Below are 25,207 nucleotides of genomic sequence, written 5' to 3'. Positions count from 1 at the left end.
CGGTGAGTAGGACGCGGACGCCGCCCGCGAGATACGTCACCCGGGCGGCGTGCCGGCGGGGGCCCGGCCCCGCGCCGGCACGTCGGCGGCTCCGCGCATCAGCCGCGAGCATCGGCTCCGCGCGAGCACCACGCGAAGGCGGCTCTGCTCGTGACGCTGCGCGCGCGGCCTCCGTCACGCAGGCGTGGCCACGCGCATGCCCTCCAGCCGCCCGACCAGCCGCCGCACCTCCGCGCCCGACGCGGTGCGGATCGAGCCCGTCGACGTCCGCGCCGGCAGCAGCACCAGCTCGTTGCCCGCGTGCGTCAGCACGACGGCGGCCGGCTTCGGGCCGTCGCCGGCGATCGTGCCGGTGCCGTCGACGACGCCCTCGACGTCGGCCCAACGCACCGTGTGCAGCAGCCGGGCGTCGTCGCGGCCCGACCACAGCTCCAGCCCCGCCCGCGTGAGGGCGAGGGTCAGCGCCGTGCCCTGCGTCCGGCGCACCGGGGCGTCCGCGACCCCCTCGGCGCGCAGTGCGTCGCGCAGGCCGACCGCGCCCCACACCTCGAGGACCTCCGCGCCGGGCCGCTGCGCCCGCACCGCGGCGTGCCGCCGTGCCGTGGCGGTGACCATCCGGCGGACCCAGACGCCCACGCCGGCACCGACGAGCGCGACCATCATCAGCGCGACCGCCCCGCCGGCGTCGCCGTCGGTCAGCGCCCGCGAGCCGAATAGGAGCACGCCCACCACGCCGGCCGCGATCGAGAACCACCGGCGGCGACGCTGCCCCCGCTCGGCGGCGGCGACGGGCGCCGCGCCGGGTGCGGGCGCGTCGGGTCGACCGGCGACGGGCGCGGCGGCCCCGGGCCGTGCCGGCCCGGTCCACGTGGTGCCGAGCGTGCCGGCGTCACGGGCGGTGGCCTCAGCGGCGGGGGCTGCGGCGCCGGGCCGCGCGGGCCCGGCCCACGTGGTGCCGACCGCGCCGGCGTCACGGGCGGCGGCCTTACCGGCGGCGGTGTCACGGGCGGAGGTGTCGGTCATGCGGGTGCTCCTTCGGTGTCGTCGTGCAGGTCGTCGTACGCGTCGTCGTCAAGGTCGTCGTCGTGCGGAGAGGTCGGCTCGTCGAGCCGGTGGAGAGTCGCGGCGACGGCGTCGAACAGCTCGAGCCAGCCGTCGCGCAGGTCGGGCAGCGGCGTGGAGAACGCGAGACGCACGAGGCCGCGGTCGTCGCCGGGGTCGGACCAGTAGTCGCAGAGGAGGACGGGCACCCCGCCGGCGCCGGGCACGTCGCCGACGCGCTCGCGGACGGAGCGCAGCACCAGGCCGGACGGCCCGTCGGCGGCGTCCACGTGCCCGCCGGACCGCGACGCGTGCGCGGTGAGCGACGCCTGCAGGGCGTCGACCTCTGCGTCCGTCGCGAACGACCCGGGGGCGCGGAAGGCGGTGAGCGTCGCGGGCACCGGCACGTCGGCGACGCGCGTCAGCATGAAACCCATCAGCCACCCGCCGGCCGCGGCCGCGCGCCGCGCGGACGCCGACACGCTGACCCGCAGCTCGCGTCGCAGCGCGGCGAGGTTGTCGTCCCGGCCGAGGCGCTCCTCGACCATCGCGGCGACGGTGCGGCGCGTGGCATCGGCGTCGGTGAGCCGCAGCACCCACCAGTCGGCAGGGACGACGAGCCCGAGGCCGGCGTCCGTCGGGGTCGGCGGACGCGTCGTCGACGTCGCGGCCCCCGAGGAGGCCGGGCCCTGCCCGCTCATCGGCGCACCGCCTCGATACCGCCCGAGACGGTGAGGCCCACGTCGCCCACGTGCCGCGCCACGGTGAACCCGACCCGCACCTTGTAGCCGCCGCCGTTCTGCGCCAGGTACGCCACGTCTCGTGCGGCGTCCTCGTTGCCGACCGCCCGCAGCGCGCCCGCCCAGCGGTTCTGCTTCCATGCCGCCTTGATCGCGTTGCCGCCCTCGAGGACGGGGTTCCGCAGCGCCCCCGTACCGGTGGCGTGGGCGCCCGCGGCCGCCGGGCCGCGCGTCGCCGCCGCCACCGCGCTGGCGCCGTCGCGCACGTCCGACGCCAGGTCGCGCACCATGGCCCGCGGATTCAGCGCCGACCCCAACCCCGCGCCGCCCGCCGGCCGGACCGACGGCCGCACGCGCTGCGCCGCCGTCGCCGCCGCACGCCCGGTCGACGATGCGGCGTTGTGCGCCGCCGATCCCACGGTCGTCGCGGTCGCGGCACGCGCGCCCTGCGCCGCCCGGTTCACGTTCGTCGCCGTGCGCAGGCCCTGCCCGAGCACCCGCCCGGCCCCGAAGCTGACCAGTCCGGCGGCACCGAGGACGACGTCCTTCACCGAACCGTTCCCCTGCGCCAGCAGGATCACGTCCCGCGCCAGCACGGCCGCCCCGGCAACGGTCGCCACCGCGGCCACCGCGGCGTTCACCCCCGGCACCCAGCACAGCGCGAGCGCCGCGACGCTCAGCCCCGTCGCGAACTCGTCCATCCCGTTCCACACGGCGAGCCCGGACTCCTCCACGCCGCCGCGCACGTCCTGCCAGAACGTGTCGTGCAGGTCGTCGGCGCGCACGGCGGCGGCGATGATCGCCCGGGCGGTCTCCGCGGCCTCGTCGCGGACCGCACGCGCCTGGGCGAGCAGGTCGCGGGCGTCGTCGAGCTGCCGGTCGGCGCGGGCCATCGCGGCCCGCGACTGGTCGACCTGCGCCGCCATGAGCGCGGCGACCTCCGGCTCGTCCTGCGACTCCTCCTCGCGCACCCGGAAGTACCGGAGGTCGTCGGCCGCCGTGCCCGACGCCGCCATCGCGGCCGTCGCCTGGTCGTGGGCCTGCAGCGACAGCGCCTGCGCGCGCTCCAGCCCGTCGGCGTACGCGACGAGCGCGCGTCCCGCGGCGGCGTACCGGGCGTGCGCGCGCTCGATCGTGTCGGCGAGCGCGCCGGCCCGTGTCGCGACCTCGTCGACGGCCTGGGACGTCACGGTGATGCCGCCCGCGATCGCCCGCAGCTCGTCGGCGGCGGTGGCGATCTGCGCCGCGACGCGCTCGTGCTCGTGGCCGGCCGCGCGCACCGCGGCGGGGTCGCCGGGCACCGGGTCGGCGTGGTGCAGCGGGTACCAGGTGAACGGGCGGCTCACGCGGTACCCCGCAGCTGGGCCGCGAAGACCATGTCGAGCTCGGCGAACGTCGTCCCGACCCGCGTGCACGCCTCGGCGAGCGCGCCGACGTCCGCGACGACGCCCACCCGGATGTCGTCCCACCCGATCGCGAACTCGCCGAGCACGTCCGCGAGCCCGTCGTGCCCGACGTCCGCCCGCAGGTCGCGCGCCGTGACGTTCGCGGCGGAGAACGTCTGCGCGAGGTCGGCGAGACGCGCCCCGGCGGCCTGGAGCAGGTCGGTGTCGACGACCAGCTTCCCGGCGCTCGACACGGCATGGGAAGACACAGCGCAGCCCCCTGACGTCAGCGGTCCTGCGCCCGCCTCTCGAGCGCAGGGCCGCGACGCTACCGGGACGAAAGGGGCAGATCGCCGTCGTCCACAGGCCCGGTTCGCCGGGCCTGGCCGGTCGTCAGACCGTGACGACCGACCCGTCCACGGTCACGCGGTCCGCGTCGATGTCGTCGAACCACTTGCCGCCGTCCCCGAGGTACCGGAACGTCAGGGTGGTCCCCAGCGGCACGGTCACGGACGCGCTCGACATGCCGTTCGACCGCTTGCGGAGCACGTGGGTGCCGGGCACCCAGTCGTTGAACGTGCCGACCACGCTCACCGGCCCGTCGAGGCTCGGCGTCGGCAGGGCGAAGGTCAGGGTGCAGGTGCCGGACTTGGCGGCGCGGGACTTCTTCAGCACGGTGCCATCCACTCTGTTGCTACGGGCGCGGGTGTCGCGGGGTTCGCAGACGAAGGGTGGCGTGGCCGTGTTTCGGGGGAGGGCGAGCGCGGTGACCCGCGTGTGACGAGTCGGTGGCGCGCCGTCTGCCCCTCCGGCGCACGCCCTCGTCCTCGAGCGACGGCGTCACCCTAGAGGACGACGGCGGAGGGCCGCAGGTGGCGTCCACCAACGGCCCTCCGTGTCGCGACGGGGTGGTCGGCGGCCGGTCACGTCGGCCACCGACCCGCCCGTCACGGGTACTGCGTGATGAACGACGGCGTGCCGGTGTTCGAGTTGTCCACCTGCCCGCCGACGCCGTTCACGACGTGCCGGATCGTCCCGGCGCTGAGGTTGACGGTCATGACGTGCGTGAGCCGCACGCCCGGCCGCTGGGGCACCTCGAACCCGTTCTCCGTGATGATCGACGGGTTGTTCTGGTTGAACACGTAGACGCCGCCGCCCCACAGCTGGTGCTCGCGCACCTTGTCGCCGACCTTGTAGCCGGCCCAGCCGAGCGTGCCGTCGGGCTCCGTCCAGTCCGCCTGCGTGGGCGGGTCGTACGGGAGCTCGTTCTGGTAGAGCACGACGCGTCCGCGCTCGCCCTCCCACACGGTGTTGTGCCGCTGGAAGTGCTCGACGAACAGGCCGGTCGCCGTGACGTCGTCGCCCGTGACGACCACGCCCGTGCGGCCGATGTTCGTGCGCCACCGCTCGGTGTCGCCGTTGACGCCCTCCGTGAAGCCCTCGACGCCGTGGTCGGCGCGCCACACCCACGTGTGGTCGACGAGGACGTCGTCGGCGTCGATCCGCAGCGCCACGTCCGTGGAGCCGCGGTGCGGGCCGCCGACGCGGAAGTAGACGTCGCTCAGCGTGATCGGGTCGAGGCCGCGGCCCTTGTCGTGGCCGCGCCCGCGGTGGTCCGCCTCCTGCCCGGACGGCCCGTGACCGCCGCCGCGCGGCGCCTTGCCCACCTGCAGCAGCACCGGCGACTCCTGCGGGCCCGCGTCGATCGTCACGCCCGCGATGATCGCGCCCCGGACGTCCGCGACGCGCAGCGGCACCGCCCCGTCGACCGACGTCAGCGTCGCGTGGCCCATGCCGAGCACGACCGTGCCGGCACGCTTGACCTCGATGCTGCGCGCGACGTCGTACACGCCAGGCGTGAGCAGCAGGTGCTTGCCGCGCGCGAGCTGGCTGTTGATCGTCTGGACCTTGTCGCCCGGCTTGGCGACGTGGAAGTCGCGCAGCGGGACCGACCGGCCCGGCGTCATGCCGTCGGCCCACGTGATGCCGCGGGTGCCCTCGCGCGCCTCCGGCACGCGGACGTGCCAGCGGCCGCGCTCGTCGACGTAGAGGTACGGCTTCTCGCGGCTCAGCGGGTTCTGGTCGAGCGTCGTGTAGGGCGGGTCGGGGAACGTCGCGTCGTCCGGCGCGCCCTCGACGCCCGCGAACACCTGGTTCCACACGGCGTTCGACCAGCTGCGGACCTCGCTGTTGCGCGTCAGCCACTGCTGCTGCGACCCGTTCGTCACGTCCCCGAACCGGGAGTCCGCGATGAAGCCGCCGCTGGCGAACTGCGGGCCGGCCGTGCAGTAGTCCATGAGCGAGAAGCCGGGGTCGCCCTCGTCGGCGAGGACGTTGACCCGGCGCAGCGAGACGGCCTGCGAGACCGCCCAGAAGTTGGCGGTGCGGCGGCAGTCGTCCTGCCCCGTGCCGTTGATGTCGATCGTGAGGTTCGACAGCGTGCGCCAGAAGTTGACCAGCGCGATGCAGTTGGGGTTCTCGGGGTCGGGGGACAGGCAGCGGTTGTACGTCTCGATCTTGCCGTGGACCGTGACGTCGGTCGGGGAGGCGCCGAGGCCGGCGACCTCGGTGTAGTAGCCGACCTTCATCTGCAGCGGCTGCTCGGTGGTGCCGTACTCGCCGGGCAGAAAGAGCAGGCTGTACCGGGCCGTGCCCATCTCGGCGTCGACCTGCTGCGCGTGGATCTGGTCCACGCGGGCCTGGATGTCGGCGACGGGCATCGACGGGTCGAAGACGACGACGTTCGGGCCGAGGTCGGGGGCGGTCGGCGCGGCGGGGCCGCGGGGCGGGCCGGCGGTGGCCGCGGGGGCGAGGGTGGTGGCGGCGGCCGTGAGGGCCGCGACCGCGAGCAGGGTGGCGCGACGACGTCGTCGTGACCTCGTCGCGGGCGTGCGGGGGTGGTCCATGCGTGTGCCTCTCCGTCGAGTTCCGGCATCGGACGCTTCGGAGCAAACCACACTTACCGACGTGTAAGTAAGGGTCTCGCGCGGCGACGATCGCGCCGCGTCGCGATAACACGTCCGGTGGGTGATGTCAGCGGGACGGGCTAGCGTGGCGCGGACTCGAGGGAAGGGGACCGACGTGGTGCTGATCGGCGCGCACGTGCGTGGCGACGACCCGGTGGCGGCCGCGACGGAGGTCGACGCGCAGGCCGTGCAGATCTTCCTGGCCGACCCGCAGGGCTGGAAGAAGCCCGTGCGGCGGCCGGACGCCGACGCGCTCATCGACTCGGGCCTCGGGATCTACGCGCACGCGCCGTACCTGGTCAACGTCGCGTCGACGAACAACCGGATCCGCATCCCGAGCCGCAACATGATCGCCCAGCACGCCGCCGCGGCCGCCGACCTGGGCGCCCGCGGGCTGATCGTGCACGGCGGCCACGTCGGCGAGGGCGACGACATCGCCGTCGGCATCGACAACTGGCGCAAGACGTTCGCGCGCGCCGAGTACCCCCTGCGCGTGCTCGTCGAGAACACCGCCGGCGGCGAGAACGCCTGCGCGCGCACCCTCGACCGCTGGGCGATGCTGTGGGACGCGATCGGCGAGTACGAGGTCGGCGTCTGCCTCGACACCTGCCACGCGTGGGCCGCCGGCGAGGACCTCGAGACGATCGTCGAGCGCCTCACCGCGATCACCGGCCGCATCGACCTCGTGCACGCCAACAGCTCCCGCGACGAGCACGGGTCGAGCCGCGACCGGCACGCCAACTTCGCCACCGGGACGATCCCCGCGGAGCTCATCGCGCACGTCGTGCGGGAGGCCGGGTGCGACGTGGTCGTCGAGACGCCGGGGGAGCGGCAGGCCGAGGACGTGGCGTTCCTCAAGGCGGCGCTCGCGGGCTGAGGGGCTTCCGGGGCCCGCTGCCGAGGGCCTAGCGTCGGGGGCACATGCCTACCGACCCTTCCGCACGCATCGTCGCGTGGGACCGTCAGCTCCGCGACGTCCACGCCCGCCTCCGTGACAGCCTGCAGATCGCGCGCGACGCGATCGACGACGCGGCCGCCGAGCCGACGTCCCCCCGGCTCGCCGCCGACCTCCGCCTCTTCTGCACCGGCTTCTGCGCGGCCCTCGACGGGCACCACCGCGGCGAGGACGCGGTGATGTTCCCCGAGCTCGTCGCGCGCGACCCGTCGCTCGCCGAGGTCGTGTCGCAGCTGACGCGGGACCACAGCGTCCTGTCGCAGCTGCTCGGCTCGCTGCAGCGCGCCGTGGACGCGGGGGCGGGCGGCGACGACCTGCACCGTCACCTCGACGGCATCGAGGCGATCATGGAGACGCACTTCCGGTACGAGGAGAAGCGCCTGCTGGAGCCGCTGTCACGGCTGGGGACGGACCAGTCGCCGCGGGAGGTGCTCGGGCCGTTGGGATGAGGCGGGGCCTCGGGGGGTGTGCAGCGTTCGTCGCGCCTGGCGTGACGAACGCTGCACGGTGTGCCGCGTGACGGACGCTGCACGGGTCCCGTCAGAGCGGCGGGAGGACGACCTCGTAGCCCGCGCGCTGCAGCGCCTCGACGTGGTCGGTGCCGCCCTCGTACGAGCCGGGCAGGTCGCCCGCGCGCATCCGCGCGTCCGGGTCGGCCCCGAAGATCTGCGTCCAGCCGCCGCCCTCGCCGTGCTGCGCGAGCACGACGACGTGCTCGACCGGGCCGCCGCGCGTCCGCATCGGCGGGTCGAGCCGGTACAGCGACGCGGTGTGCGGCCGCACCGCCACGAGCGTCGGGTCGAGCGGCAGCGTCCGCTCGAGGAACGCGTACCGGGCACCCGTCGGCCGGACCACGCCCTCCACGCACGGCGTCGCGGCGCCGTCCGTGGCGACGCTCCGGTACCGCGCGCCCACGCGCACGACGCCGCCGTCGTGCAGGCGGACCGTCGGGTCGGCGCTGCGCGCGTGCTCCTCGAACGGCGCCGTGTCGTGCACCCACCAGTGCGCCGGGGCGCCGTCGTGGCGGGTTGCGAGGACGACGCCGGCGCGACCGGTGAGGGAGGTGGGGCTCGTGCTGCCGGTGCTGCCGGTGCTGCCGGCGTCGTCGGCGTCGGCGGTGCTCGTGGTGCTGTCGGTGGTGATCACGCTGCTGTCGGTGCTGTCGGCGCGGTTCGGACCGTCGCCGGCGGCGTCGCGCTCGACGCCCGTGACGCGGTACGTCTCACCCGCCGCCGAGACCGCGACGCGCACACGCGATGACGCCGGCACGTGCCCCCGCTCCTCGGCGACGCAGCCGAGACGTGGCGTGCCCAGCGGTGCGTCGATGTCGAACGGTGCAGCCATGTGTCCTCCTGGGAGGCTCGAGCGTCTTCCCGCACCGGGCGGCGCGGGCGGATCTTCCTCCGGGGGCACCGTGCGCTCCGCGCGGTTGCCAGTCGGCCGGCCGGAGGGCTTGAGGCCGAGCTTCGTGATCGGTGGCGACTGTAGCGGGACGCACCGACACCGCTCCGACGCGCCCTCCATCCACAGGGTGGGCGCCGTTGGCGTCGACAAAGGCGGGAACCGGTACTTTCCGGGCATGCGATGGCGTGGGCGGGGGGCGGCGGTGGCCGCGACGGTGCTCGTGGGGCTCATGACGGCGGGGTGCACGGGGGACGCGACGCCGACGGGGCCGACGGGCACGCACTCGCCGTCGGCATCGGCGGACGCACCGAGCGCCACCCCAACCGCGAGCCCGGCGCCGGACGTGAGCGTCCCGCCGGCGCGGCCGGACGCGATGGCGACACCGAGCGCGGACGGCGCGGCAGCGGCGGCGTCGTACTTCCTGCAGCTCTACCCGTACGCGTACGCCAGTGGTGATCTGAGCGAGTGGGACTCGATGTCCGACCCCGCCTGCGGCTTCTGCACGAATGTCCGCTCGAACGTCACGCGGTTGCAGGAGACGGGGCACCGCGACGACGAGTCGACGGTGACCGTCGTGAGCCAGAGCGCCGCAGAGATCGTTGCAGGAGAGTCGTACTCAGCTCTCGTCGTCGTCGACCAGACGCCCAGTCGTGAGCTCGCGCCGGACGGAACGGTCGTATCGTCGGACGAGGGCGGTCGCTTCGAGATGACGTTCGCGCTCTCCTGGAAGGACGGCTGGCGGGTCGCTGAGGTGGATGTCGCTCGTGTCTCGTAGAACGCTTGCCGCCACAGCGTGGGTCTGCGCAGTGGCTGCCCTCATGTGGTCGGCGCCCGCCGCCTACGGCGCAGAGCTCGAGTCCAACGCGTCGATCGACTCGAGTCGGACCGCCGCAATCGTCAACGTCCGTGAAGGCGAACGCGCTCGACGTCTGCACGAGGTGGCGACCGGGCCTGAGGCCGAGCTGCGTCAGTACCGGCGCGAGCTGATGTGCCGGGACGCGGCAGGGCAGTGGGTGATGCTCGCGGACATCGCCTGCCCCAGCGGGGAGGATGTCGCTGGTCAACGCGACTGCGGTACGGACACCGTTCTGCTTCCGCTTTGGATGCGACAGCGAGCGTCTGCAGCAGACCCGTTCGGTCCTTGGGTGCTGGTCGATCAGGGGGGCTGTGGTGCAGACGCCCTGCCGACGCTCTCCGCAGACGACTTCCGACGCCTGCCCATCCCCGCCCCGGTGCTCAACGTGCAACCTGCCGCTGACTGGGTGCTGGTCAACAAGGAGACGATCGTCTACACCGATCCAACCCCGGTGACGCTGACGACCGACCTGCTCGGCTACCAGGTGACCGTCGAGGCGACGCCGATCCGGTTCACGTACGACTTCGGCGACGGCGGCCGTCCGCTGGTCACCACCGACCCCGGCGCCCCGTACCCGGCGTTCGAGACGTTCCACGTCTACCGCGCCCTCGGCACCCGCACGATCACGTTGACCACCGAGTGGTCCGGGCGCTACCAGGTCGCCGGCTCACCGGTCTGGCGGGACGTCGACGGCACCGCCCAGACCACCGCCACCAGCACCCCGTTCGAGGTCGTCGAGCGCACCAGCAAGCTCGTCGCCGAGCTCTGCACCGCCGTCCCCACCCCCGACGACTGCCGCTGACCCGCCGGATCGCGCCCCGGCGTGAAGCGTTGTGGTCACCCCGCGTCCACAACTCTTCACGCCCGGCGAAGTGAGCACGGGCCCGCACGCCGTGACGCCGGCTCGTGCCCGGGCCTGCAGCGTCGTGGTCACCCGGTGTTCGTGATCCTCCACGCGCAGTCGCTGCCCGCGGCGCGCCCGCCAGGCCGACGCCAGAGTCAGGCTGATGCCACCGTCAGACCGACGCCACCCACAGGCCGTCGCGGGCGCGGGTCATGGCGACGTACATCTCCCGGAGGCGGTACTCGCGCCGCTCGCGCTCCACCTCGTCGAGCTGCTCGGGCTTCTGCGTGAACCACGACGCCCGCACGTCGACGACCAGCACGTGCTTGAACTCCAGGCCCTTCGCGCGCTTGATCGTGCCGACCTTGACCGCGTCGACGGGCACGCCGTCGTAGCGCTCGAGGTTCACGACGGGGATGCCGGCGGCCTTCAGCGCCTCGGTGGCCTCGTCGACGCCGCGGCGCGACAGGGACAGCACGCCGACGTCGCCGTACCCGGTGCCGACCTGCCGCACGGCCTCCTGGACGCGCGCGACCATGCGGCGGGACCGGTCGGCGGGGTTCGAGCACCGGACGTAGACGGGCTTCGGGCCGCGACGGGGCACCTGCGTCGGGCGGTCGCCGCGGGCGGTGACGCCCTCGATGTCGGCGAACTCGTCGTCGGCGACCAGCATCGACGCGAACTGCAGGATCTCCGCCGTGTTGCGGTAGTTGACGTCGAGGACGGTGCCGCGGCCGGCCACGGACACGCCCGCCTCGGCGAGCGTGAAGCCGCCGGGGTAGATCGTCTGCTGGCCGTCGCCGACGAGCGTGAGCCCGTCGGGCGCGTCGCCGACGAGGGCGTGCAGCATGCGGATCATCACGCACGAGAGGTCCTGCGCCTCGTCGACGACGACGGCGGTGTACGGCTCGGCGGGCGGCTGCCGGCGCAGCTCGGCCTCGGCGAGCGCGATCTGGTCGGCGAAGTCGTGCACCCCCCGCACGCGCAGCTCGGCGTCGTACGCCTGGTACAGGTCCCACACGACGCGTCGCTGCTGCGGCCCGAGCCGGTGCCGGCGGCCGAGCCGCGGCAGGTCCGCGTACTGCTCCCACCGGGTCAGGCCGCGGCCCTTGATGACGTGGATGACCTCGTCGTGCCAGTAGTCCTGCTCGTGGCGGTCGGTGTCGATGATGCTGCCGCCCGCGACGCGTCCCCAGGCCGTCGTCCAGGCCGAGGCGATCTGCTTGCCGTCGATCCGGCACGGCACGCCGCGCTCGTCGAGGATCCGCTTGGCGGTCTCGTGCACGCCCGCGAACTCGACGCGGTCGACGACGTCCGGCGCGAGCCGCGTCAGCGACTGGCGCAGCACGTCCGGCAGCGTGCGGATGTAGGTCGTGACGAGCACCCGGCCGGCGCGCGTGCGCGCCAGGTACGCGGCGCGGTGCAGCCCGACGACCGTCTTGCCGGTGCCCGCGGCGCCGCGGATGCGCGACGGGCCGTTGAACGAACGCCGCACGATGCGCGCCTGCGCGGGGTGCAGGAACGCCATCCACTCCTCGACGGGCGCGGCCATGAGTCCCTCGAGGAGGGCGGCCTGGACCGTCGCCTCGTCGAGCAGGGGCTCGACGGTGAACGTCGACGGGTCGTCGGGGACGGGCGGGCCGGCCGGGACGGAGGCAACCGGTGTGACGTCGGCCGGTGGGGAGTCGGCCGGCGCGGCCTCGGGTGCCGTGCGCGGCGCCGGGACGACCGCGGCCGGAGCCGGCACGTCGAGGAAGCGCCCGTCGGGACCGAGCGGTGCGTCGAGCGCCGTGAGGGGTGCATCCAGCGCGGTCCGGGGCACGTCGAGAGCCGTGAGCGGCGCGTCGAGCGCGGTGAGAGGTGCGTCGAGGGCGGTGAGCGGCGCGTCCAGGGCCGTGAGCGGTGCGTCGAGCGGCGTCGCGGGAAGCACCGGCTCGGGCAGCGTCGTGCTGACCGGCGCCGGCGCGCCGACCTGCCGGAACCAGGCGAGCGCGCGCGTCAGCACGGCGTCGACCTGCACCGGCGTCAGGCGGTGCCCGTGCCGGGCGATCAGCTGCAGCGCGTCCCGCTCGCCGACGACGCGCACGGGCCCGACGCGCTCGTCGACGCCCGCGCGCCCGGCCAGCACCGCGACGGCGTGCACCTCGCCGGGGGCGAGGCCGACCTCGGCGAGCTCGCCCTCGGTGCGGTACGCGAGGTCCGCGAGGGCCATGAGGTCGTCCGTGACGTCGGCGTCGCCGCGGTGGATGCGGTCGCCGACGATCGACACGTCGGCCCACGCCTTGGTGTCGACGACGAACACGCCGCCCGGCCCGATGACGACCATGTCCACCTGCGCGCGGCGGCTGCCCGGCCACTGCCGGTCCGCGAGGAGGTGGTAGCCGGCGGCCGCCAGCGGTGCCAGTGCGCGCGCCGTGCGCTGCTCGGTGGCCGACGCGAGGCCGTAGCTCGCGGCCGTGCGGCGTGCGTCGGCGGCTGCCTTCTCGTGCGCGGTGGCCAGCAGCAGCTGACGCTGCGCCTCGCTCGCCGCGGAGTCCCCTGCGGGCATGTGGACGTCCCTCCCTGCTCGCCCTCCTATCGGCCGGCGGGGGGCCGACCATGAGGGCGACGGGCGGGGACCACCCGATCACCGCCGCGCCGGCACGGTCCCGGTGCGCGCACCGGGCGGGGGGCCGTCAGTCCGCGTCGCTCGACGTCGGCGGCGTGTCCGCGGCCGACGACGCCGGGGTGCTGGGCGGTGCGACGGACCCCGCCGCCGCACCGGCCTCGCCGGCCGGGCCGGTCGCGGGGGCGCCGCCGAACCGCGGCGACAGCGCGACCGCCGGCAGGAGCAGGAGCGCCGGGATGAGGAACGCCGGGCCGAGGCCCGGGCCCTCCGACAGCAGGCCGAGCGCGACGGCGCCGAGCAGCGCGCCGACGTAGTTGAACAGGTTGATCCGCTGGATGACCTCGTCGAGACGCTCGGGCGCGAGCTCGCCGGCCACCGAGAACGCCTGCGGCACGAGCGCGCCGACGCCGATGCCGGTGAGCGCGAAGCCGACGACCGCCGCGCCCGTCGACGGCACCAGCGCGACGAGCCCGAGGCCCGCGACGGCGAGCAGCACCGTGACGCCGACGACCTTGCCGCGGCCGAAGCGCCGCACGAGCGGGTCGCCCGCCAGGCGCGAGACGAGCACGGCGCCCTGGTAGGCGGCGTAGCCGAGCGGCGCGACGGTGGCGGGGGCGTCGAGGCCGTCCGCCAGGTACACGGCGCTCCAGCTGCTCACGGCCGAGTCGGCGACGAACGCGACGGCGACCATCGAGCCGAACAGCCAGATGCCGGCGCGCGGCAAGGGCGTGCGCGCCGTGGTGCCCGTGCCGTCCGCACCCGCCGTGGCCGCGCGTGCCGCCACGGCGGCCGCCGCGGCCTCGTCCGCGACGGCCCGCGGGATGAGCGAGCCGCGGATGCCGAGCGCGATCGCCGCCGCCACGGCGGCCGCCGTCAGCAGCGCGACGACGGCGCCGGTGGTGGTCCCGAGGTTGGCCAGCACCGCCTGCGCCAGCGCCGCGAGGATCGCCGCGGCCGTGAGGCACGCGAACAGCGTCGACATGATCGAGCGCCCCGCGAACCGCTGCAGCAGGACGCCCTGCATGTTGATCGACGCGTCGACCATGCCGAGCCCGACTGCGAAGATCGCGAACGCGCCGACGAGCGGCGGCACCGAGGTCGCCGTCGTGACGAGCGCGAGCCCGACGGCCTGCGTCAGGAGGCCGGCGACGAGCGCCGTGCGGCTGGACCGGCGCGTGGCGACCTTCTCCGCCGTCACGGAGCCCGCGGCCGCCAGCAGGCAGCCGAGCAGCAGGACGAACGAGATCGCCATGTCGTCGATGCCCGTGCGGGCCTTCAGCCCCGGCAGCGACGTCACGACCGTGGCGTACCCGAACCCCTGCGCGGCGTACGCCGCGCCCACGGCGGCACGCGTCCGCCATGGCGCGGACGTCGTCGTGGTGACCGACATGTGGTGCTCCCCCTGCTCGTCGCCGCTGCGTGCGGCGCCCAGGGGAGGGTACGGGCTGGCGCGCGCGAGCGGGAGGGGTCAGGCCGCCGTGCGGTCCACCTCCGCCAGCAGCACCGCGCCCAGGTCGTCCGGGCGCGAGAGCTGCGGCCAGTGCCCGGTCGGCAGGTCGACGTAGGTGACGTCCTCGACGGTGGCGAGCTCGGCGAGCCACGGCAGGCCGCCCTCGAGCAGGCGCCGCACCTCGGTGGCGGGGAACTCGCACGTCACGACCGTGACCGGCACGCGGTAGCGCGCCGGCGAGCCGGAGAGCTGCTGCGGGTCCGTCGCGACGCGCGCGGGCACGGGCCGGGCGACGGCGCGGAACCGCTCGCGCAGCGCGTCGTCGAGGCCGACGAGGTCCCGCTCCTCGAAGAACTCCCACGGCGGCAGCGGGATCGAGTCGCCCTCGACCGGCAGCTCGTCGTTGATGACGCTGTCCTGCCCGGTCGGCCAGCTGTCGACGTAGACGGCCCGCGCCACGCGGTCCGGCCGCGCGTCCACCGCGGCGTGCACGACCGCGCCGCCGCCCGAGTGGCCGACCAGCACGACGGGCGCGTCGACCGCGTCGACGAGCGCGACGACGGCGTCGACCCAGTCACGCAGCCCGAGCGACGCGTGCCGGGCGACCTCCGAGCCGTCCTCGAGGCCCGGCGGCGTCACGGGGTGCACGCGGTGCCCCGCGGCGACGAGGGGCGGCGTGACCGCGTCCCACGACGACGCGTCGAGCCAGAAACCGGGAACCAGGATGACGTCCATGGGGCGGACGTTACGGGCGGGCACCGACACGCAGGGCGGGGTCTGCACAGCCCCGCTGCCGAGCCGACCACAGCCCCGTCCGGCCGTGCCGTCCTCCACCGAGCGGGACCGGTACCCGGTATGCGGTTGCAGCGAGGCGTGACGATGGGCACCCTCACGAGGGACAGCCCTTCGTCCGATGAAGAGGTCATGGGCATGACGACCACGGGTGGCGCCGAGCGCGGGACGCACGGACGCGCGACGACCGGAGCCTCGACGTGCGCGGAGGCGCACCGGCCGACCGCCGTCGTGCCGCCGCCCACGCGGCGGCACCACGTCGAGCAGCAGCCGTGGCTCGCGCAGGTGCCCGCCGAGCGGCTCGTCGCCGCCACGCTGCGCGGCATGGAGCCGGAGGGGTGGACGTCGGTGCACGACGTGCACTGGCCTGGCCGGCCGCTCGCCAACATCGACCACCTCGTGGTCGGCCCGGGCGGCGTCGTCGTGGTGCACACCGAGTCGTGGGCCGGCGACCTCGTGGTGACCGACGGCGAGGTGCGCGTCGGCGAGCAGGTGCGCACGCACCAGGTCGCGCGCGCGTCCGAGGCGGCGGCCGCCGTCACGGCGCTGCTCGCGCCGCGGCACCGCACCGCCGTCCGCGCGGCGCTGTGCCTGGGCGACCGGTCCGACGCGGCCGTGAGCGCAGCCGGTGCGACCGTCGTCGGCCGCACCGCCCTGCCCGGCCACCTGCGCGGCCTGCCGCCGCGGCTCACGCCCGCCGAGGTGACGGGGCTCGTGCAGCTCCTCGGCGTGCGGCTCGGCGGCACCCAGAGCCCGCAGATGCTCACGACGGCGGCGCTGCAGCCCGCCACGCGCGCGGCGCGCCGGCGGGCGGTCCGCGCGCGTGCCGACGTCGCGACGCCGACCGTCATGCACCCGGAGGCCGGGCGGCGTCCCGCGTCCCGGGCGCGCGGCCTGCTGCTGCGCGCGCTCGTCGTCGTGACGACCGCCGGCGCGGGCGCGCTCGCGTTCACCGCACCCATCCCGGGGTTCTGACACCCCGGTCGGGCACACCCGCGAGCCCTCAGCGCGGCTCGGCACCCCCGCGTCCCCGCCCCGGTCGCCGCAGCGGACCCGCCGGCAGCGACAGCCGGCGCCCGTGCACCTGCGGCATCGTCCGCCCCGGCACGGCGTCGCCCGCCGGGCCGCCGTCGGCGCCCGGGCCGATCAGCGCGTCGAACACCTCCGCGGCGAGCGCGTCCGCCTCGGCGGACACCCGCACGAGCATGTCGCGCCGCACGGTCCCGCTGCGCACGAGCGCCAGGTCGAGCGCCTGGCGCAGGTGGTCGGCGCGGCCGTCCCACGCCTCGGCCTGCACGGGGTCGTCCGGGTGGCGGTCGGCCGCGAGCCGCGTCACCAGCTCGATCGTCGCCGCGACCTTGCCCTCGGGGGAGCGTCGCTTCTGCGCGGCGACCACCGCGTCGCTCCACGTCTCGACCCGGCGCCGCACGGGCCCGGCGACCTCCGGGTGCGCCTTGAGGTAGGCGGTGACCTGCCCCGACGCGGCCACCACCATCGGTCCGTACCGCCGCACCATCGCCCACAGCTGCTTGCCGTCGGTGGCCACGTGCACCTCCCGGGTCGTCCGTCGTGGTCCGTCGTCCTGCGAGATCCGTGCACCACCCTGCCGCGCCCCCGATGACTTCGCGCGTCGTCGGACGTCTGCCCGGGTACGCGCGCACGCCGGGTGCGCGCCGACCTCCGGAGGACCCCATGGCCGTCGTGCTCAACCCCTACCTCGGATTCCGCGGCCAGGCGCGGGAGGCCCTCGAGTTCTACGCGTCCGTGCTCGGCGGCACGCCGACCATCTCGACGTACGGCGAGAGCGGGATGGAGGGCGACGGCGTCATGCACGGGCAGCTCGACGTCCCGGGCGGCCTGACGCTCATGGCGTCGGACGCCCCGCCGGACATGGAGGTGCCCTCGGAGTCGTCGGTGGCGATCTCGTTGAGCGGCGGCGCCGAGGACGGCGACACGCTGCGGCGCTGGTACGAGGGCCTGTCGGCCGGCGGGTCGAACGTGCTGCCGCTCGACCAGGCGCCGTGGGGCGACTGGTTCGGCATGTTCACGGACCGGTTCGGCACCAACTGGATGGTGAACATCGCCGGCGCCCCGCAGGAGGGCTGAGCGCGGGCGGCGAGCGGCGCGGCTGGTTCGTCGACCCGTTCGGGCACCGCTGGGCGGTCGAGCAGCGGGTGGCCGCGCGCGGACCCAGCGCACCGGAAGGGGTAGCGGACCTACAACGGCATGTAGTAGACCTACTACATGCCGCCCGTCACCGACCCCGCGATCCACGTCGACGGCCTGCGCATGGCATACGGCCGGCGCACGGTCCTCGACGACGTCTCGTTCGACGTCGACGGTGGCGTCGTGGCCCTGCTCGGGCCCAACGGCGCCGGCAAGACCACGACCGTCGAGATCCTCGAGGGGTTCCGCCACCGGGACGCGGGCACGGTCCGCGTCCTCGGCGCGGACCCGCAGCGCGCCGACGAGACGTGGCGCGCCCGCGTCGGCGTCGTGCTGCAGTCCTGGCGCGACCACAAGCGGTGGCGCGTGCGCGAGCTGCTCGACCAGCTCGCCGCCGCCTACGCGCCGTACGCCGCCGCACGCGGGCGGGGTGCGCACCCCACCGACCGGCTGCTCGCCCGCGTCGGGCTGACCGACGCGGCGGCGCAGCGCGTCGGGACGCTGTCCGGCGGGCAGCGCCGCCGCCTCGACGTCGCCGTCGGGCTGGTCGGCCGCCCGGACCTGCTCGTCCTCGACGAGCCGACCGCCGGCCTCGACCCCGCGGCCCGGCGCGAGTTCCACGAGCTCCTGCACGAGGTCGTCGACGACGACGGCACGCTCGTCCTGCTCACGACGCACGACCTCACGGAGGCCGAGGTCGTCGCCGACCGCATCCTGCTGCTCGCCGGCGGGCGCATCGTCGCCGACGGCAGCCCCGACGCCCTCGCGCGCGCCGTCGCCGGGCCCAGCGAGGTGCGCTGGTCGGCCGGCGGGGCGCGGCACGTGCACAGCACCGACGACCCGGTGGGCTTCAGCCGCGCGCTGCTCACCGGCCCCGAGCCGGTCGACGACCTCGAGGTGCACCACGCGCGCCTCGAGGACGCCTACCTCGAGATCGTCCGCCGCCACGAGGCGGAGGACGCGCCCGCCGCCGCCGCGACCGCCACGGGAGCCGTCCGATGAGCACGCCGACCGTCACCGCCGGCCCCCGCGCGTGGGCCGTCCGCCTGGGCCTGCGCCGCGGCGTCACCGAGTTCGGGCACATGCTCCGCACCGCCGAGGAGGTCGGCTGGAACGTCGTCATCGGCGTCGCGGTGCTCGTCTACCTGTGGACGCAGCGCGACACGCCCGTCCCGGGGGCCGACGGCCTCACGCTGCCGGAGCTCGCGCTCCCGGGGATCCTCGCGGCCACCATCATGTTCGGCATGACCATGGGACCGGCGTTCGCGCTCGCCACCGAGGTCGAGGACGGCACCGTGCTGCGCCTGCGCGCGGTGCCGCGCGGCACGACCACGTACTCGGTCGGCATGCTGACGGCGCAGGTGCTGGGCACGCTGCCGATGCTGGCGGTGCTGCTCGTGCCGTGGCCGTTCCTGCTCGGCGACCCGATGCACCAGGGGGCCGGCGGCTGGGCGGCCCTGGTCGGGTGGCTGCTGCTCGGGACGCTCGCGATGCTGCCGGTCGGCGTCGTGGCCGGTGCGCTGTGCGGCCGGCCCGCGCGGGTCGTGCCGTTCGTCGTCGCGCCGATCGTCGTGCTCGCGTTCGTGTCCGGCGTGTTCGGGCCGCCGACCGGGCTGCCCGGGTGGGCGCAGGGCGCCGTGCAGGCGTTCCCGCTGTACTGGCTGGCGCACGGCCTGCGGTCGACGACGCTGCCGGCGGGCGCCGAGGCCCTCGAGCTCGGCGGCGCGTGGCACCCGGGCCTCGCCGTGGCGGTGCTCGCCGCGTGGGCGGTCGTCGGCGCACTCGTCGCGCCACTGCTGCTGCGCCGCGTGACGTCCCGCCAGACCGCCGGTGCGATGGCGGCCCGCCTCCAGGCGCACCTGCAGCGGGCGGCCTGAGCATGGCGCAGCCGGGCGGGGAGGCCGTCCACAACCGCATCGCCGTGCTGCGCGCCGAGCGGGGCGTCAGCCGGCGGGAGCTGGCCGACGCGCTCGGCGTCCACTACCAGACCGTCGGGTACCTCGAGCGCGGCGAGTACGCGCCGTCGCTGCACCTCGCGCTGCGGCTCGCCGCGTTCTTCGACGTGCCGGTCGAGGTGCTGTTCTCCCTGACGCCGTTCCCGCGGATCGGCGCGCCGGCGACCGCGTCCGAGGGCTGAGCCGCCGCGGTCCCGCGACGGGACGGGACGGGACGCGACCCGGCCCGGGCCGCCGTGGTGGCGGACCCGGGCCGGGCCTCCTCGTGCGAGCCGCGGTGCGGCCCCCTGCGTGCGACGTGCTCCGCCCGGTGCGTCCCCCGGACGGCGTGCGCCGCCGCGAGTCAGGCGGACGTCACGCCGCGTCGTCCAGCGAGCGGACGTCGTCGTGCCGGCCCTTGCCCGGCCACCACGGCTTCCACGGCTTGCCCTGGTCGCCGGGGCCCGAGACGCCGTTGATCGCGGAGGTGTCCCGTGCGAGCGAGGCCGTGGCGAAGGCGATGGCCTTCGTCATGATCCGCAGCGCCTCGGGGTTCACGTTCGTGATGTCGTCGGCGGGGGAGTGGTAGTTCGGGTCGTGCGGGATGCCCGCCGTGCCGCCGAACAGCGCGACCTCCTCCTCCGTCTTGATGTCGTCGGCCCCCGTGAACAGGCCGGACGCGGGCACGCCGTTCTCGATGAACGCCTGGTAGTCGGACCGGCCGCTGAACTCGGTGTCGACCCACGGCTGCCCGATCGCGTCGAACCAGCCGGTGAGCACGTCCTCGGTCTCGGGCGACCCGGCGGGCACCTCGACGGGCGCCGGGTACGTCGACTGGTCCGCGTCGTAGACGCCGATGACGTAGTTGGGCGAGCCGACCATGTCGAAGTTGAGGTACGTCGCGAGGCGGTCGAGCTCGCCCTCCTGCGTGGCCAGCTCCTCCACGTAGGCGGTGGAGCCGATCAGGCCGAGCTCCTCGGCGCCCCACCACGCGAAGCGCACGGTGTTGTTCAGGCGCTTCTCGCGGCCGAGCTGCACCGCGACCTCGAGGATCGCCGCCGACCCGGTGCCGTTGTCGTTGATGCCCGCGCCCTCCTCGACGCCGTCGAGGTGCGCGCCCAGCATGACGACGTTGTCGTCGCGGCCCGCGCGCGTCTCCGCGAGCACGTTGAAGCTCTCGACCTCCTCGGGGTGCACGCGCGCGTCGAGCGTCACCTCGACCGGGCCGGCCGCCGCGGCGGCGACGAGCGCCTGGCCGTCGGCCAGCGAGACGCCCACCACGGGCACCGTGACGAGCCCCTCCTGGCCGAGCGTCCCGGCGAAGATGCCCTCGACGTTGTTGTGCACGACGACCGCGACGGCGCCGAGCGCCTCGGCGGCCGTGGCCTTCGCGGAGAACGGGCAGTCACCGCCACGGCTGACGACGGCGACGGCGCCGGCCGGGTCGGCGTCCCCCCACGCCTCGACGGTGCAGCCGAACGGGTCGTCGGGGACGGCGACCGGGGAGGTCAGCCCGCCCTCGGGGGTGCTGACCGAGAACTCCATCTGGTCGACGTCGTACGTCGCGCCGCCCGTGACCGTGAGGGTGGCCGCGTCGACGACCTCGCGGTCGAACGTGAACGGGTCGCGCCACGTGCGGTAGCCGGCCCGGCGCAGCGTCCGCTCGACGTACTGCGCACTCTCCTCGTAGCCCGGGGTGAGGGCGGCGCGGTTGCCGTCGTTGCGGTCCGCGATGCGCTGGAACGCGTCCAGGTGCCGCATGACGGCGCGCGAGCTGACCTGCTGCGCGAAGCGCTCGGGGCTGCCGCCCCTGCCGTGCGCCGCCGCGGGTGGTGCCAGGAGTGCCGTCACCCCGAGCGTCAGCGCGACCGCGCCGGCGAGGGTGGTGGTGGGACGTCGAGCAGACACGAGGTGCCCCCTTCTCCACGGTGAGAGGCGTCGGCCGGGCGGCCGGGCGCCGATGGTCACGTCGCCCGCCCAACGTAGGCGCCGGGTGCCGGAGAAGTCACGACATCGGATGACTTTCCTGTTACTTCTGTGTGACGCGTGTGCGGCGGCGCGACGGGGACACGTGCCGCCGGGCGGACCGGGGACGGACGGGTCCCGCGGCCGACGTAGCATCGCGAGACGTGACCACCCCCATCGCCACGACGCACGCCGGCTCGCTGCCGCGCACCCCCGAGCTCATCGCCGCCAACGCCGCCCGCGCCGCCGGCGAGCGGCGCGACGACTGGGACGAGTTCCTCCGCGACCAGGTCGTCGCGCTCGTGCAGCGCCAGGTCGACCTCGGCATCACGGTGCCCGGCGACGGCGAGTACGGGAAGTCGATGAGCAGCACGCTCGACTTCGGCGCGTGGTGGTCGTACTCGTTCCAGCGCACCGGCGGGCTCGAGCTCGACACGTCGATGGCGTGGGCGGCGGAGAAGCGGCTGTCCGCGCCCGGCGACCTGCGGACCACCGGGTTCCTGCACCGGCGCGACCAGCAGCGCTTCACCGAGGCGTACCGCGACCCCTCGTCCGGCGTCATGTCCGGCGAGGCGCCGACGACGTTCGTCAAGGCAACCGGACCGCTGACGTACACGGGGCAGGAGGCGATCGCGGCGGACGTCGCGCACCTGCGTGCCGCGCTCGACGCGACCGGCGCGTCCACCGGCTTCATCACGTCCATCGCACCGGGGTCCGCCGCGCGGCTCGCGAACGAGCACTACGCGACCGACCGCGAGTACCTGTTCGCGTGGGCCGACGTGCTGCGGGAGGAGTACCGCGCGATCCTCGACGCCGGCCTCGTGCTGCAGGTCGACGACCCGTCGATCGCGGAGAACTGGGACCAGATCGAGCCCGAGCCGTCCGTCGACGACTACCTCGCCTTCACCGCGCTGCGCGTCGAGGCGCTCAACCACGCGCTGCGCGACCTGCCGAAGGACCGCATCCGCTTCCACCTGTGCTGGGGCTCCTGGCACGGCCCGCACACGACCGACCTGCCGATGGCCGACATCGTGGGGACGATGCTCGAGGTGCACGCCGGCGCGTTCTCGTTCGAGGCCGCCAACGTGCGGCACGAGCACGAGTACCGCGTCTGGGACGACGTCACGCTGCCCGCCGGCGCCGTGATCCTGCCCGGCGTGGTGTCGCACGTGACCAACGTCGTCGAGCACCCCGAGCTCGTGGCGGAGCGGATCGAGCGGTTCGCGACGCGCGTCGGGCCGGAGAACGTCGTCGCGTCGACCGACTGCGGCCTGGGCGGGCGCGTCCACCCGCAGATCGCGTGGGCGAAGCTCGAGTCGCTGACGGAGGGCGCCCGGATCGCGTCGGCCCGCCTGACCTGACGCCGGCCACCCGCGCCGCCGTCCCGCCGCCCTCCGCCGCGCCCGCCCGCCGGCCCGCCCGCCCGCCCCAGCCTCCCGTCGACTGCGGTACATGCGCAACGAGTGCGGGTGTGGCAACACCCGCACTCGTGACGCATCTACCGCAGTCGGGGCGGGTGTGGCGGGGGGGCGGGGGCGGGCGCGGGGGCGCGGTGGGACCGAGGTCCGGGGCCGGCGGCCCGGCGGCGGGGTGGGATGGGCGTGTGCGTGCGACGCCCGTGTACTACTACTCGTCCGCGAGCGGGCTCGTCCGCGCGTTCGCGGAGCGCCTTGACCGGCCGGTGCTCAACCTCGCGGTGCGTGAGCACCGGCGCAGCGAGGTCGACGGGCCGTGGGTGCTGCTGACGCCGTCGTACACGACCGGCAACGAGGCCAACGACACGATCCCCGAGGGCGTGCGGCGCTTCCTGCGGTCGGCGCACAACCGGCGGCTGCTCGTCGGCGTGATGGGGTCGGGCAACCGGAACTTCGGGCGGTACTACCAGCACGCGGCGCGCGAGGTCGCGGCCCGGTCGGGGCGGCCGGTGCTGTTCGAGTTCGAGCTGGCGGGCACGCCGTGGGACGTCGCGGAGGCCCGCCGCCTGCTCGCCGCCCTGGACGCGGCGCTCGCGACCCGGCACGCGTCCTGACGCCGTCCGGCGCGCAGCGGGTGCGCGCCCGGCTGCCCGCGCGCAGGGTGGAGGCATGACGGGGACGACGTGAGGGGCGGGCACCACGAGCCGTGGGGCGACGAGCGGCGGACGCGTCAGCTCGCGCGCGTGCTGACGTGGCTGGGGGTCGTCGTCGTGCTGGGGGCCGTGTTCGGGATCGTGTACGTGCTGGCCGCCTGACCGGGCGGCGCGCCGACGCCGGGCGCCGTCTCGGAACGCGACCGTGTCGGTCCGCGACCGTGTCAGTCCGCGACCGGCGACGGCGTGACCGACTCCGGCGCGACCGGCACGTCGAGGAGCCGGAAGTCGTCCCCGGACGAGATGCCCGTGCCGACCTGGAAGACGACCGCGTCGGCGTCCAGCCGCGGGTAGACGAACGAGTAGGTGCGCGTCTGGCCGCCGTCGATCCAGGCGCCGGCGTCGAGGTCGGAGGCGGTGAACCACTCGCCGTCCGGCCACGTCTCGTCCGCGCCGACCATGTAGTCGAGCGGGAAGAGCCGCGACGCGCCCTGCAGCACCGTGCCGCGGGCGGTGATGTCGTGGGGCGTGACGGTGTCGCCGCCGCGGTGCGAGGAGAAGCCGCGCAGGAAGCTCACGGCCCAGCCGAGCCCGTCCTCCTCGTCGGCGGCGTGCACGGTGAGGTCCACGACGACGTGCCCGTGCACGCGGCGCGCGGACGCGTCGACCTCCCACGCGCGCGCCCAGTTCTCGACCCGCAGCGGTGTGCCGGCCGTGCCGACGTGCGCGTCGAACGGCGGCAGCTCGCCGGCGGTCGTGACGTCGGTGCGGGTGACGACCGTCGACGTCAGCGACACGGTGACGCGGCGGTTGAGCGCGCGGTCCTCCTCGGTGACGTTCTCGGCGACGGGCTCCTGCTCGCCGCGCCCCTCCACGCGCATGGGGTACGCCGACGCGTCGACGTGCGCGGCCAGCGCGTCCGCCACGGCCTGCGCGCGCCGCTGCGAGAGGTCGAGGTTGTAGCCGTCGTCCGCCTGGTCGTCGGTGTGGCCGACGACCTGGACGGTGCCGGGCTCCCGCTCGGCGAGGCGCTGCGCGACGAGCGCGACGGCGTCCGCGGCCTCCGGCGTGAGGTCGGCCGAGTCGAACGCGAACAGCACGTCCGAGCCGAGCGTCACCTCGACCCGCTCGGTCGACTCGGTGGTCCGCACGGCGCCGTGCAGCTCCGCGCTCGTCGACTCGAGGGGGAACGTGGGGGCCGCGACGACGGCGTCGAGGTCGAGGACCTCGGGCGGCTCCACGTCGTCCGCGGGGGCGGACGCCGACGGGCTCGCGGACGCCGCCGCGGACGCGCTGGCGGCCGCCGAGGCGGCGGCCGCGACGTCGTCCGGGTGCGCACCCGACGGCACGTCGCCGTCGACGATCGGCACGTCCGCGAACAGCGGCGCGCCGGGCACCAGCAGCGACAGCGCGTCGACGTCGGCCGGCGGCGCCGCGAACGGCATCTGCAGGCGGGTGCCGCGCTCGCTGCGCACCCAGTCCCACTCGTCCGGCGCCACCACCGGCTCGCCCTCGGCGTCCGCGCCGACGTGGTGCGCGACGTCGTTCACCAGGTCGAACAGGCGCACGTTCACGGGGTGCGAGCCGTCGGCGACGAACGAGGTCACGCCGAACCCGGAGATGGTCACGTAGCCCTCGTCCCCGACGCCGTCGACGGGGGCGAAGTCGAGGGTCAGGACCACGTGCTCGTCCGCGCGCACCAGCGGGTGCACCCGCACCTCCAGGTCGACGCCGCCCACCGGGATGACGGCCGTGGCGACGACGTCGTCCGGCTGCGGGCCCGGGTCGGCGCTCGCGGACGCCGACGGCGTCGGGTCGGCGCCGCCCGTGCAGGCCGCGAGCGCGGCGACGGGCAGGACGCCGGCGAGCACGGCGCCGACGACGGCACGGAGGGGGCGGTGCAGGCGCACGGACGGGCTCCAAGGGGGGTGGGGAAGGGCGCCCCATGGTGCCCGATTCGCCCACGCTCCCGCGTCCCGCGTCCCGCGTCCGGCGTCCGGCGTCCGGGTGGGGTGCCGGGTGCGGCGTGCGCC

General features: G+C 75.4%; 25 protein-coding genes and 1 riboswitch. Of the genes, 12 read left to right on the top strand and 13 right to left on the bottom strand.

The annotated features are described in order from the left end of the window. Positions 1-174: 174 nt before the first annotated feature. From ACFUMH_RS01045 to ACFUMH_RS01020, 6 genes are all read right to left on the bottom strand, one after another. Positions 175-1,023: a hypothetical protein gene (locus ACFUMH_RS01045; protein WP_378199001.1), complete on the bottom strand. Its 849-nt coding sequence runs from the start codon at positions 1,021-1,023 to the stop codon at positions 175-177. Then, complete coding sequence (locus ACFUMH_RS01040; RefSeq protein WP_378198998.1) at positions 1,020-1,742, bottom strand: hypothetical protein; 723 nt, start codon at positions 1,740-1,742, stop codon at positions 1,020-1,022. The genes ACFUMH_RS01045 and ACFUMH_RS01040 overlap by 4 nt, the downstream gene beginning before the upstream one ends. Beyond that, entirely contained in the window at positions 1,739-3,127 is a 1,389-nt protein-coding gene (locus tag ACFUMH_RS01035) for a hypothetical protein (protein WP_378198995.1), read from the bottom strand. The genes ACFUMH_RS01040 and ACFUMH_RS01035 overlap by 4 nt, the downstream gene beginning before the upstream one ends. After that, complete coding sequence (locus tag ACFUMH_RS01030; protein WP_378198992.1) at positions 3,124-3,420, bottom strand: hypothetical protein; 297 nt, start codon at positions 3,418-3,420, stop codon at positions 3,124-3,126. Before ACFUMH_RS01030 ends, ACFUMH_RS01035 begins: the two co-directional genes overlap by 4 nt. Before the next feature lie 139 nt (positions 3,421-3,559). Beyond that, positions 3,560-3,841 (bottom strand): isoamylase early set domain-containing protein, encoded by a 282-nt coding sequence (locus ACFUMH_RS01025; RefSeq protein ID WP_378198989.1) that lies wholly within the window; start codon positions 3,839-3,841, stop codon positions 3,560-3,562. A gap of 272 nt (positions 3,842-4,113) precedes the next feature. Continuing rightward, on the bottom strand, positions 4,114-6,072 hold the full coding sequence (locus tag ACFUMH_RS01020; RefSeq protein ID WP_378198986.1) for a glycosyl hydrolase family 28-related protein: 1,959 nt from the start codon (positions 6,070-6,072) through the stop codon (positions 4,114-4,116). A gap of 175 nt (positions 6,073-6,247) precedes the next feature. Here ACFUMH_RS01020 and ACFUMH_RS01015 point away from each other — a divergent pair, with 175 nt between their 5' ends. After that, positions 6,248-7,009, top strand: coding sequence for a deoxyribonuclease IV (locus ACFUMH_RS01015; protein ID WP_378198983.1), 762 nt, complete (start codon positions 6,248-6,250; stop codon positions 7,007-7,009). 44 nt (positions 7,010-7,053) lie between these two features. Continuing rightward, positions 7,054-7,536, top strand: a complete 483-nt coding sequence (locus tag ACFUMH_RS01010) for a hemerythrin domain-containing protein (protein ID WP_378198980.1) — start codon at positions 7,054-7,056, stop codon at positions 7,534-7,536. Between the two features lie 91 nt (positions 7,537-7,627). Here ACFUMH_RS01010 and ACFUMH_RS01005 read toward each other — a convergent pair whose 3' ends face one another. After that, complete coding sequence (locus ACFUMH_RS01005; protein ID WP_378198977.1) at positions 7,628-8,431, bottom strand: hypothetical protein; 804 nt, start codon at positions 8,429-8,431, stop codon at positions 7,628-7,630. Positions 8,432-8,450: 19 nt separating this feature from the next. Then, positions 8,451-8,561: riboswitch (SAM riboswitch) on the bottom strand. Between the two features lie 105 nt (positions 8,562-8,666). Here ACFUMH_RS01005 and ACFUMH_RS01000 point away from each other — a divergent pair. Both ACFUMH_RS01000 and ACFUMH_RS00995 read left to right on the top strand, forming a co-directional pair. Further along, a complete protein-coding gene (locus ACFUMH_RS01000) occupies positions 8,667-9,266 on the top strand; it encodes a DUF6318 family protein (protein ID WP_378198974.1) in 600 nt (199 codons plus the stop codon). A gap of 466 nt (positions 9,267-9,732) precedes the next feature. Continuing rightward, positions 9,733-10,149, top strand: coding sequence for a hypothetical protein (locus ACFUMH_RS00995; RefSeq protein WP_378198971.1), 417 nt, complete (start codon positions 9,733-9,735; stop codon positions 10,147-10,149). A 214-nt stretch (positions 10,150-10,363) separates the two neighbouring features. On the opposite strand, the gene ACFUMH_RS00990 is transcribed toward ACFUMH_RS00995, so the two are convergent. The 3 genes from ACFUMH_RS00990 to ACFUMH_RS00980 form a co-directional block, all read right to left on the bottom strand. Continuing rightward, entirely contained in the window at positions 10,364-12,739 is a 2,376-nt protein-coding gene (locus ACFUMH_RS00990) for a UvrD-helicase domain-containing protein (RefSeq protein ID WP_378198968.1), read from the bottom strand. Between the two features lie 127 nt (positions 12,740-12,866). Next, positions 12,867-14,189: an MFS transporter gene (locus ACFUMH_RS00985; RefSeq protein WP_378198965.1), complete on the bottom strand. Its 1,323-nt coding sequence runs from the start codon at positions 14,187-14,189 to the stop codon at positions 12,867-12,869. A 78-nt stretch (positions 14,190-14,267) separates the two neighbouring features. Next, positions 14,268-14,984, bottom strand: coding sequence for an alpha/beta fold hydrolase (locus ACFUMH_RS00980; RefSeq protein WP_378198962.1), 717 nt, complete (start codon positions 14,982-14,984; stop codon positions 14,268-14,270). A gap of 195 nt (positions 14,985-15,179) precedes the next feature. On the opposite strand from ACFUMH_RS00980, the gene ACFUMH_RS00975 reads away from it, so the two are divergent. Next, the gene (locus ACFUMH_RS00975) at positions 15,180-16,016 is read left to right on the top strand and encodes an NERD domain-containing protein (RefSeq protein WP_378198959.1); all 837 of its coding nucleotides are present in this window, start codon (positions 15,180-15,182) and stop codon (positions 16,014-16,016) included. Between the two features lie 28 nt (positions 16,017-16,044). On the opposite strand, the gene ACFUMH_RS00970 is transcribed toward ACFUMH_RS00975, so the two are convergent. Then, complete coding sequence (locus tag ACFUMH_RS00970) at positions 16,045-16,587, bottom strand: hypothetical protein (protein ID WP_378198956.1); 543 nt, start codon at positions 16,585-16,587, stop codon at positions 16,045-16,047. Positions 16,588-16,658: 71 nt separating this feature from the next. Here ACFUMH_RS00970 and ACFUMH_RS00965 point away from each other — a divergent pair, with 71 nt between their 5' ends. The 4 genes from ACFUMH_RS00965 (at position 16,659) to ACFUMH_RS00950 (ending at position 19,344) form a co-directional block, all read left to right on the top strand. Beyond that, entirely contained in the window at positions 16,659-17,147 is a 489-nt protein-coding gene (locus ACFUMH_RS00965; RefSeq protein ID WP_378198953.1) for a VOC family protein, read from the top strand. A 138-nt stretch (positions 17,148-17,285) separates the two neighbouring features. Beyond that, positions 17,286-18,209: an ABC transporter ATP-binding protein gene (locus tag ACFUMH_RS00960; protein WP_378198950.1), complete on the top strand. Its 924-nt coding sequence runs from the start codon at positions 17,286-17,288 to the stop codon at positions 18,207-18,209. Continuing rightward, on the top strand, positions 18,206-19,084 hold the full coding sequence (locus ACFUMH_RS00955; protein WP_378198947.1) for an ABC transporter permease: 879 nt from the start codon (positions 18,206-18,208) through the stop codon (positions 19,082-19,084). The genes ACFUMH_RS00960 and ACFUMH_RS00955 overlap by 4 nt, the downstream gene beginning before the upstream one ends. A gap of 2 nt (positions 19,085-19,086) precedes the next feature. Then, positions 19,087-19,344, top strand: coding sequence for a helix-turn-helix transcriptional regulator (locus tag ACFUMH_RS00950; protein WP_378198944.1), 258 nt, complete (start codon positions 19,087-19,089; stop codon positions 19,342-19,344). A 172-nt stretch (positions 19,345-19,516) separates the two neighbouring features. Here the strand turns inward: ACFUMH_RS00950 and ACFUMH_RS00945 are convergent, their stop codons facing one another. After that, complete coding sequence (locus ACFUMH_RS00945; RefSeq protein ID WP_378198941.1) at positions 19,517-21,049, bottom strand: M20/M25/M40 family metallo-hydrolase; 1,533 nt, start codon at positions 21,047-21,049, stop codon at positions 19,517-19,519. 221 nt (positions 21,050-21,270) lie between these two features. Between ACFUMH_RS00945 and ACFUMH_RS00940 the strand changes: the two genes are divergently transcribed. The 3 genes from ACFUMH_RS00940 to ACFUMH_RS00930 all read left to right on the top strand — a co-directional run bounded on the left by ACFUMH_RS00940 (position 21,271) and on the right by ACFUMH_RS00930 (position 23,336). Next, a complete protein-coding gene (locus tag ACFUMH_RS00940; RefSeq protein ID WP_378198938.1) occupies positions 21,271-22,467 on the top strand; it encodes a cobalamin-independent methionine synthase II family protein in 1,197 nt (398 codons plus the stop codon). Between the two features lie 242 nt (positions 22,468-22,709). Beyond that, complete coding sequence (gene nrdI, locus ACFUMH_RS00935) at positions 22,710-23,135, top strand: class Ib ribonucleoside-diphosphate reductase assembly flavoprotein NrdI (RefSeq protein WP_378198935.1); 426 nt, start codon at positions 22,710-22,712, stop codon at positions 23,133-23,135. A 69-nt stretch (positions 23,136-23,204) separates the two neighbouring features. After that, complete coding sequence (locus tag ACFUMH_RS00930) at positions 23,205-23,336, top strand: hypothetical protein (protein WP_378198932.1); 132 nt, start codon at positions 23,205-23,207, stop codon at positions 23,334-23,336. Between the two features lie 62 nt (positions 23,337-23,398). Here ACFUMH_RS00930 and ACFUMH_RS00925 read toward each other — a convergent pair whose 3' ends face one another. Then, positions 23,399-25,084: an OmpA family protein gene (locus ACFUMH_RS00925; protein ID WP_378198929.1), complete on the bottom strand. Its 1,686-nt coding sequence runs from the start codon at positions 25,082-25,084 to the stop codon at positions 23,399-23,401. Positions 25,085-25,207: the final 123 nt, after the last annotated feature.

It is taken from the genome of Cellulomonas sp. NPDC057328, from assembly GCF_042667215.1.
Taxonomy (GTDB): Bacteria; Actinomycetota; Actinomycetes; order Actinomycetales; family Cellulomonadaceae; genus Cellulomonas.
This window is presented reverse-complemented; position numbering and strand designations above follow the sequence as displayed.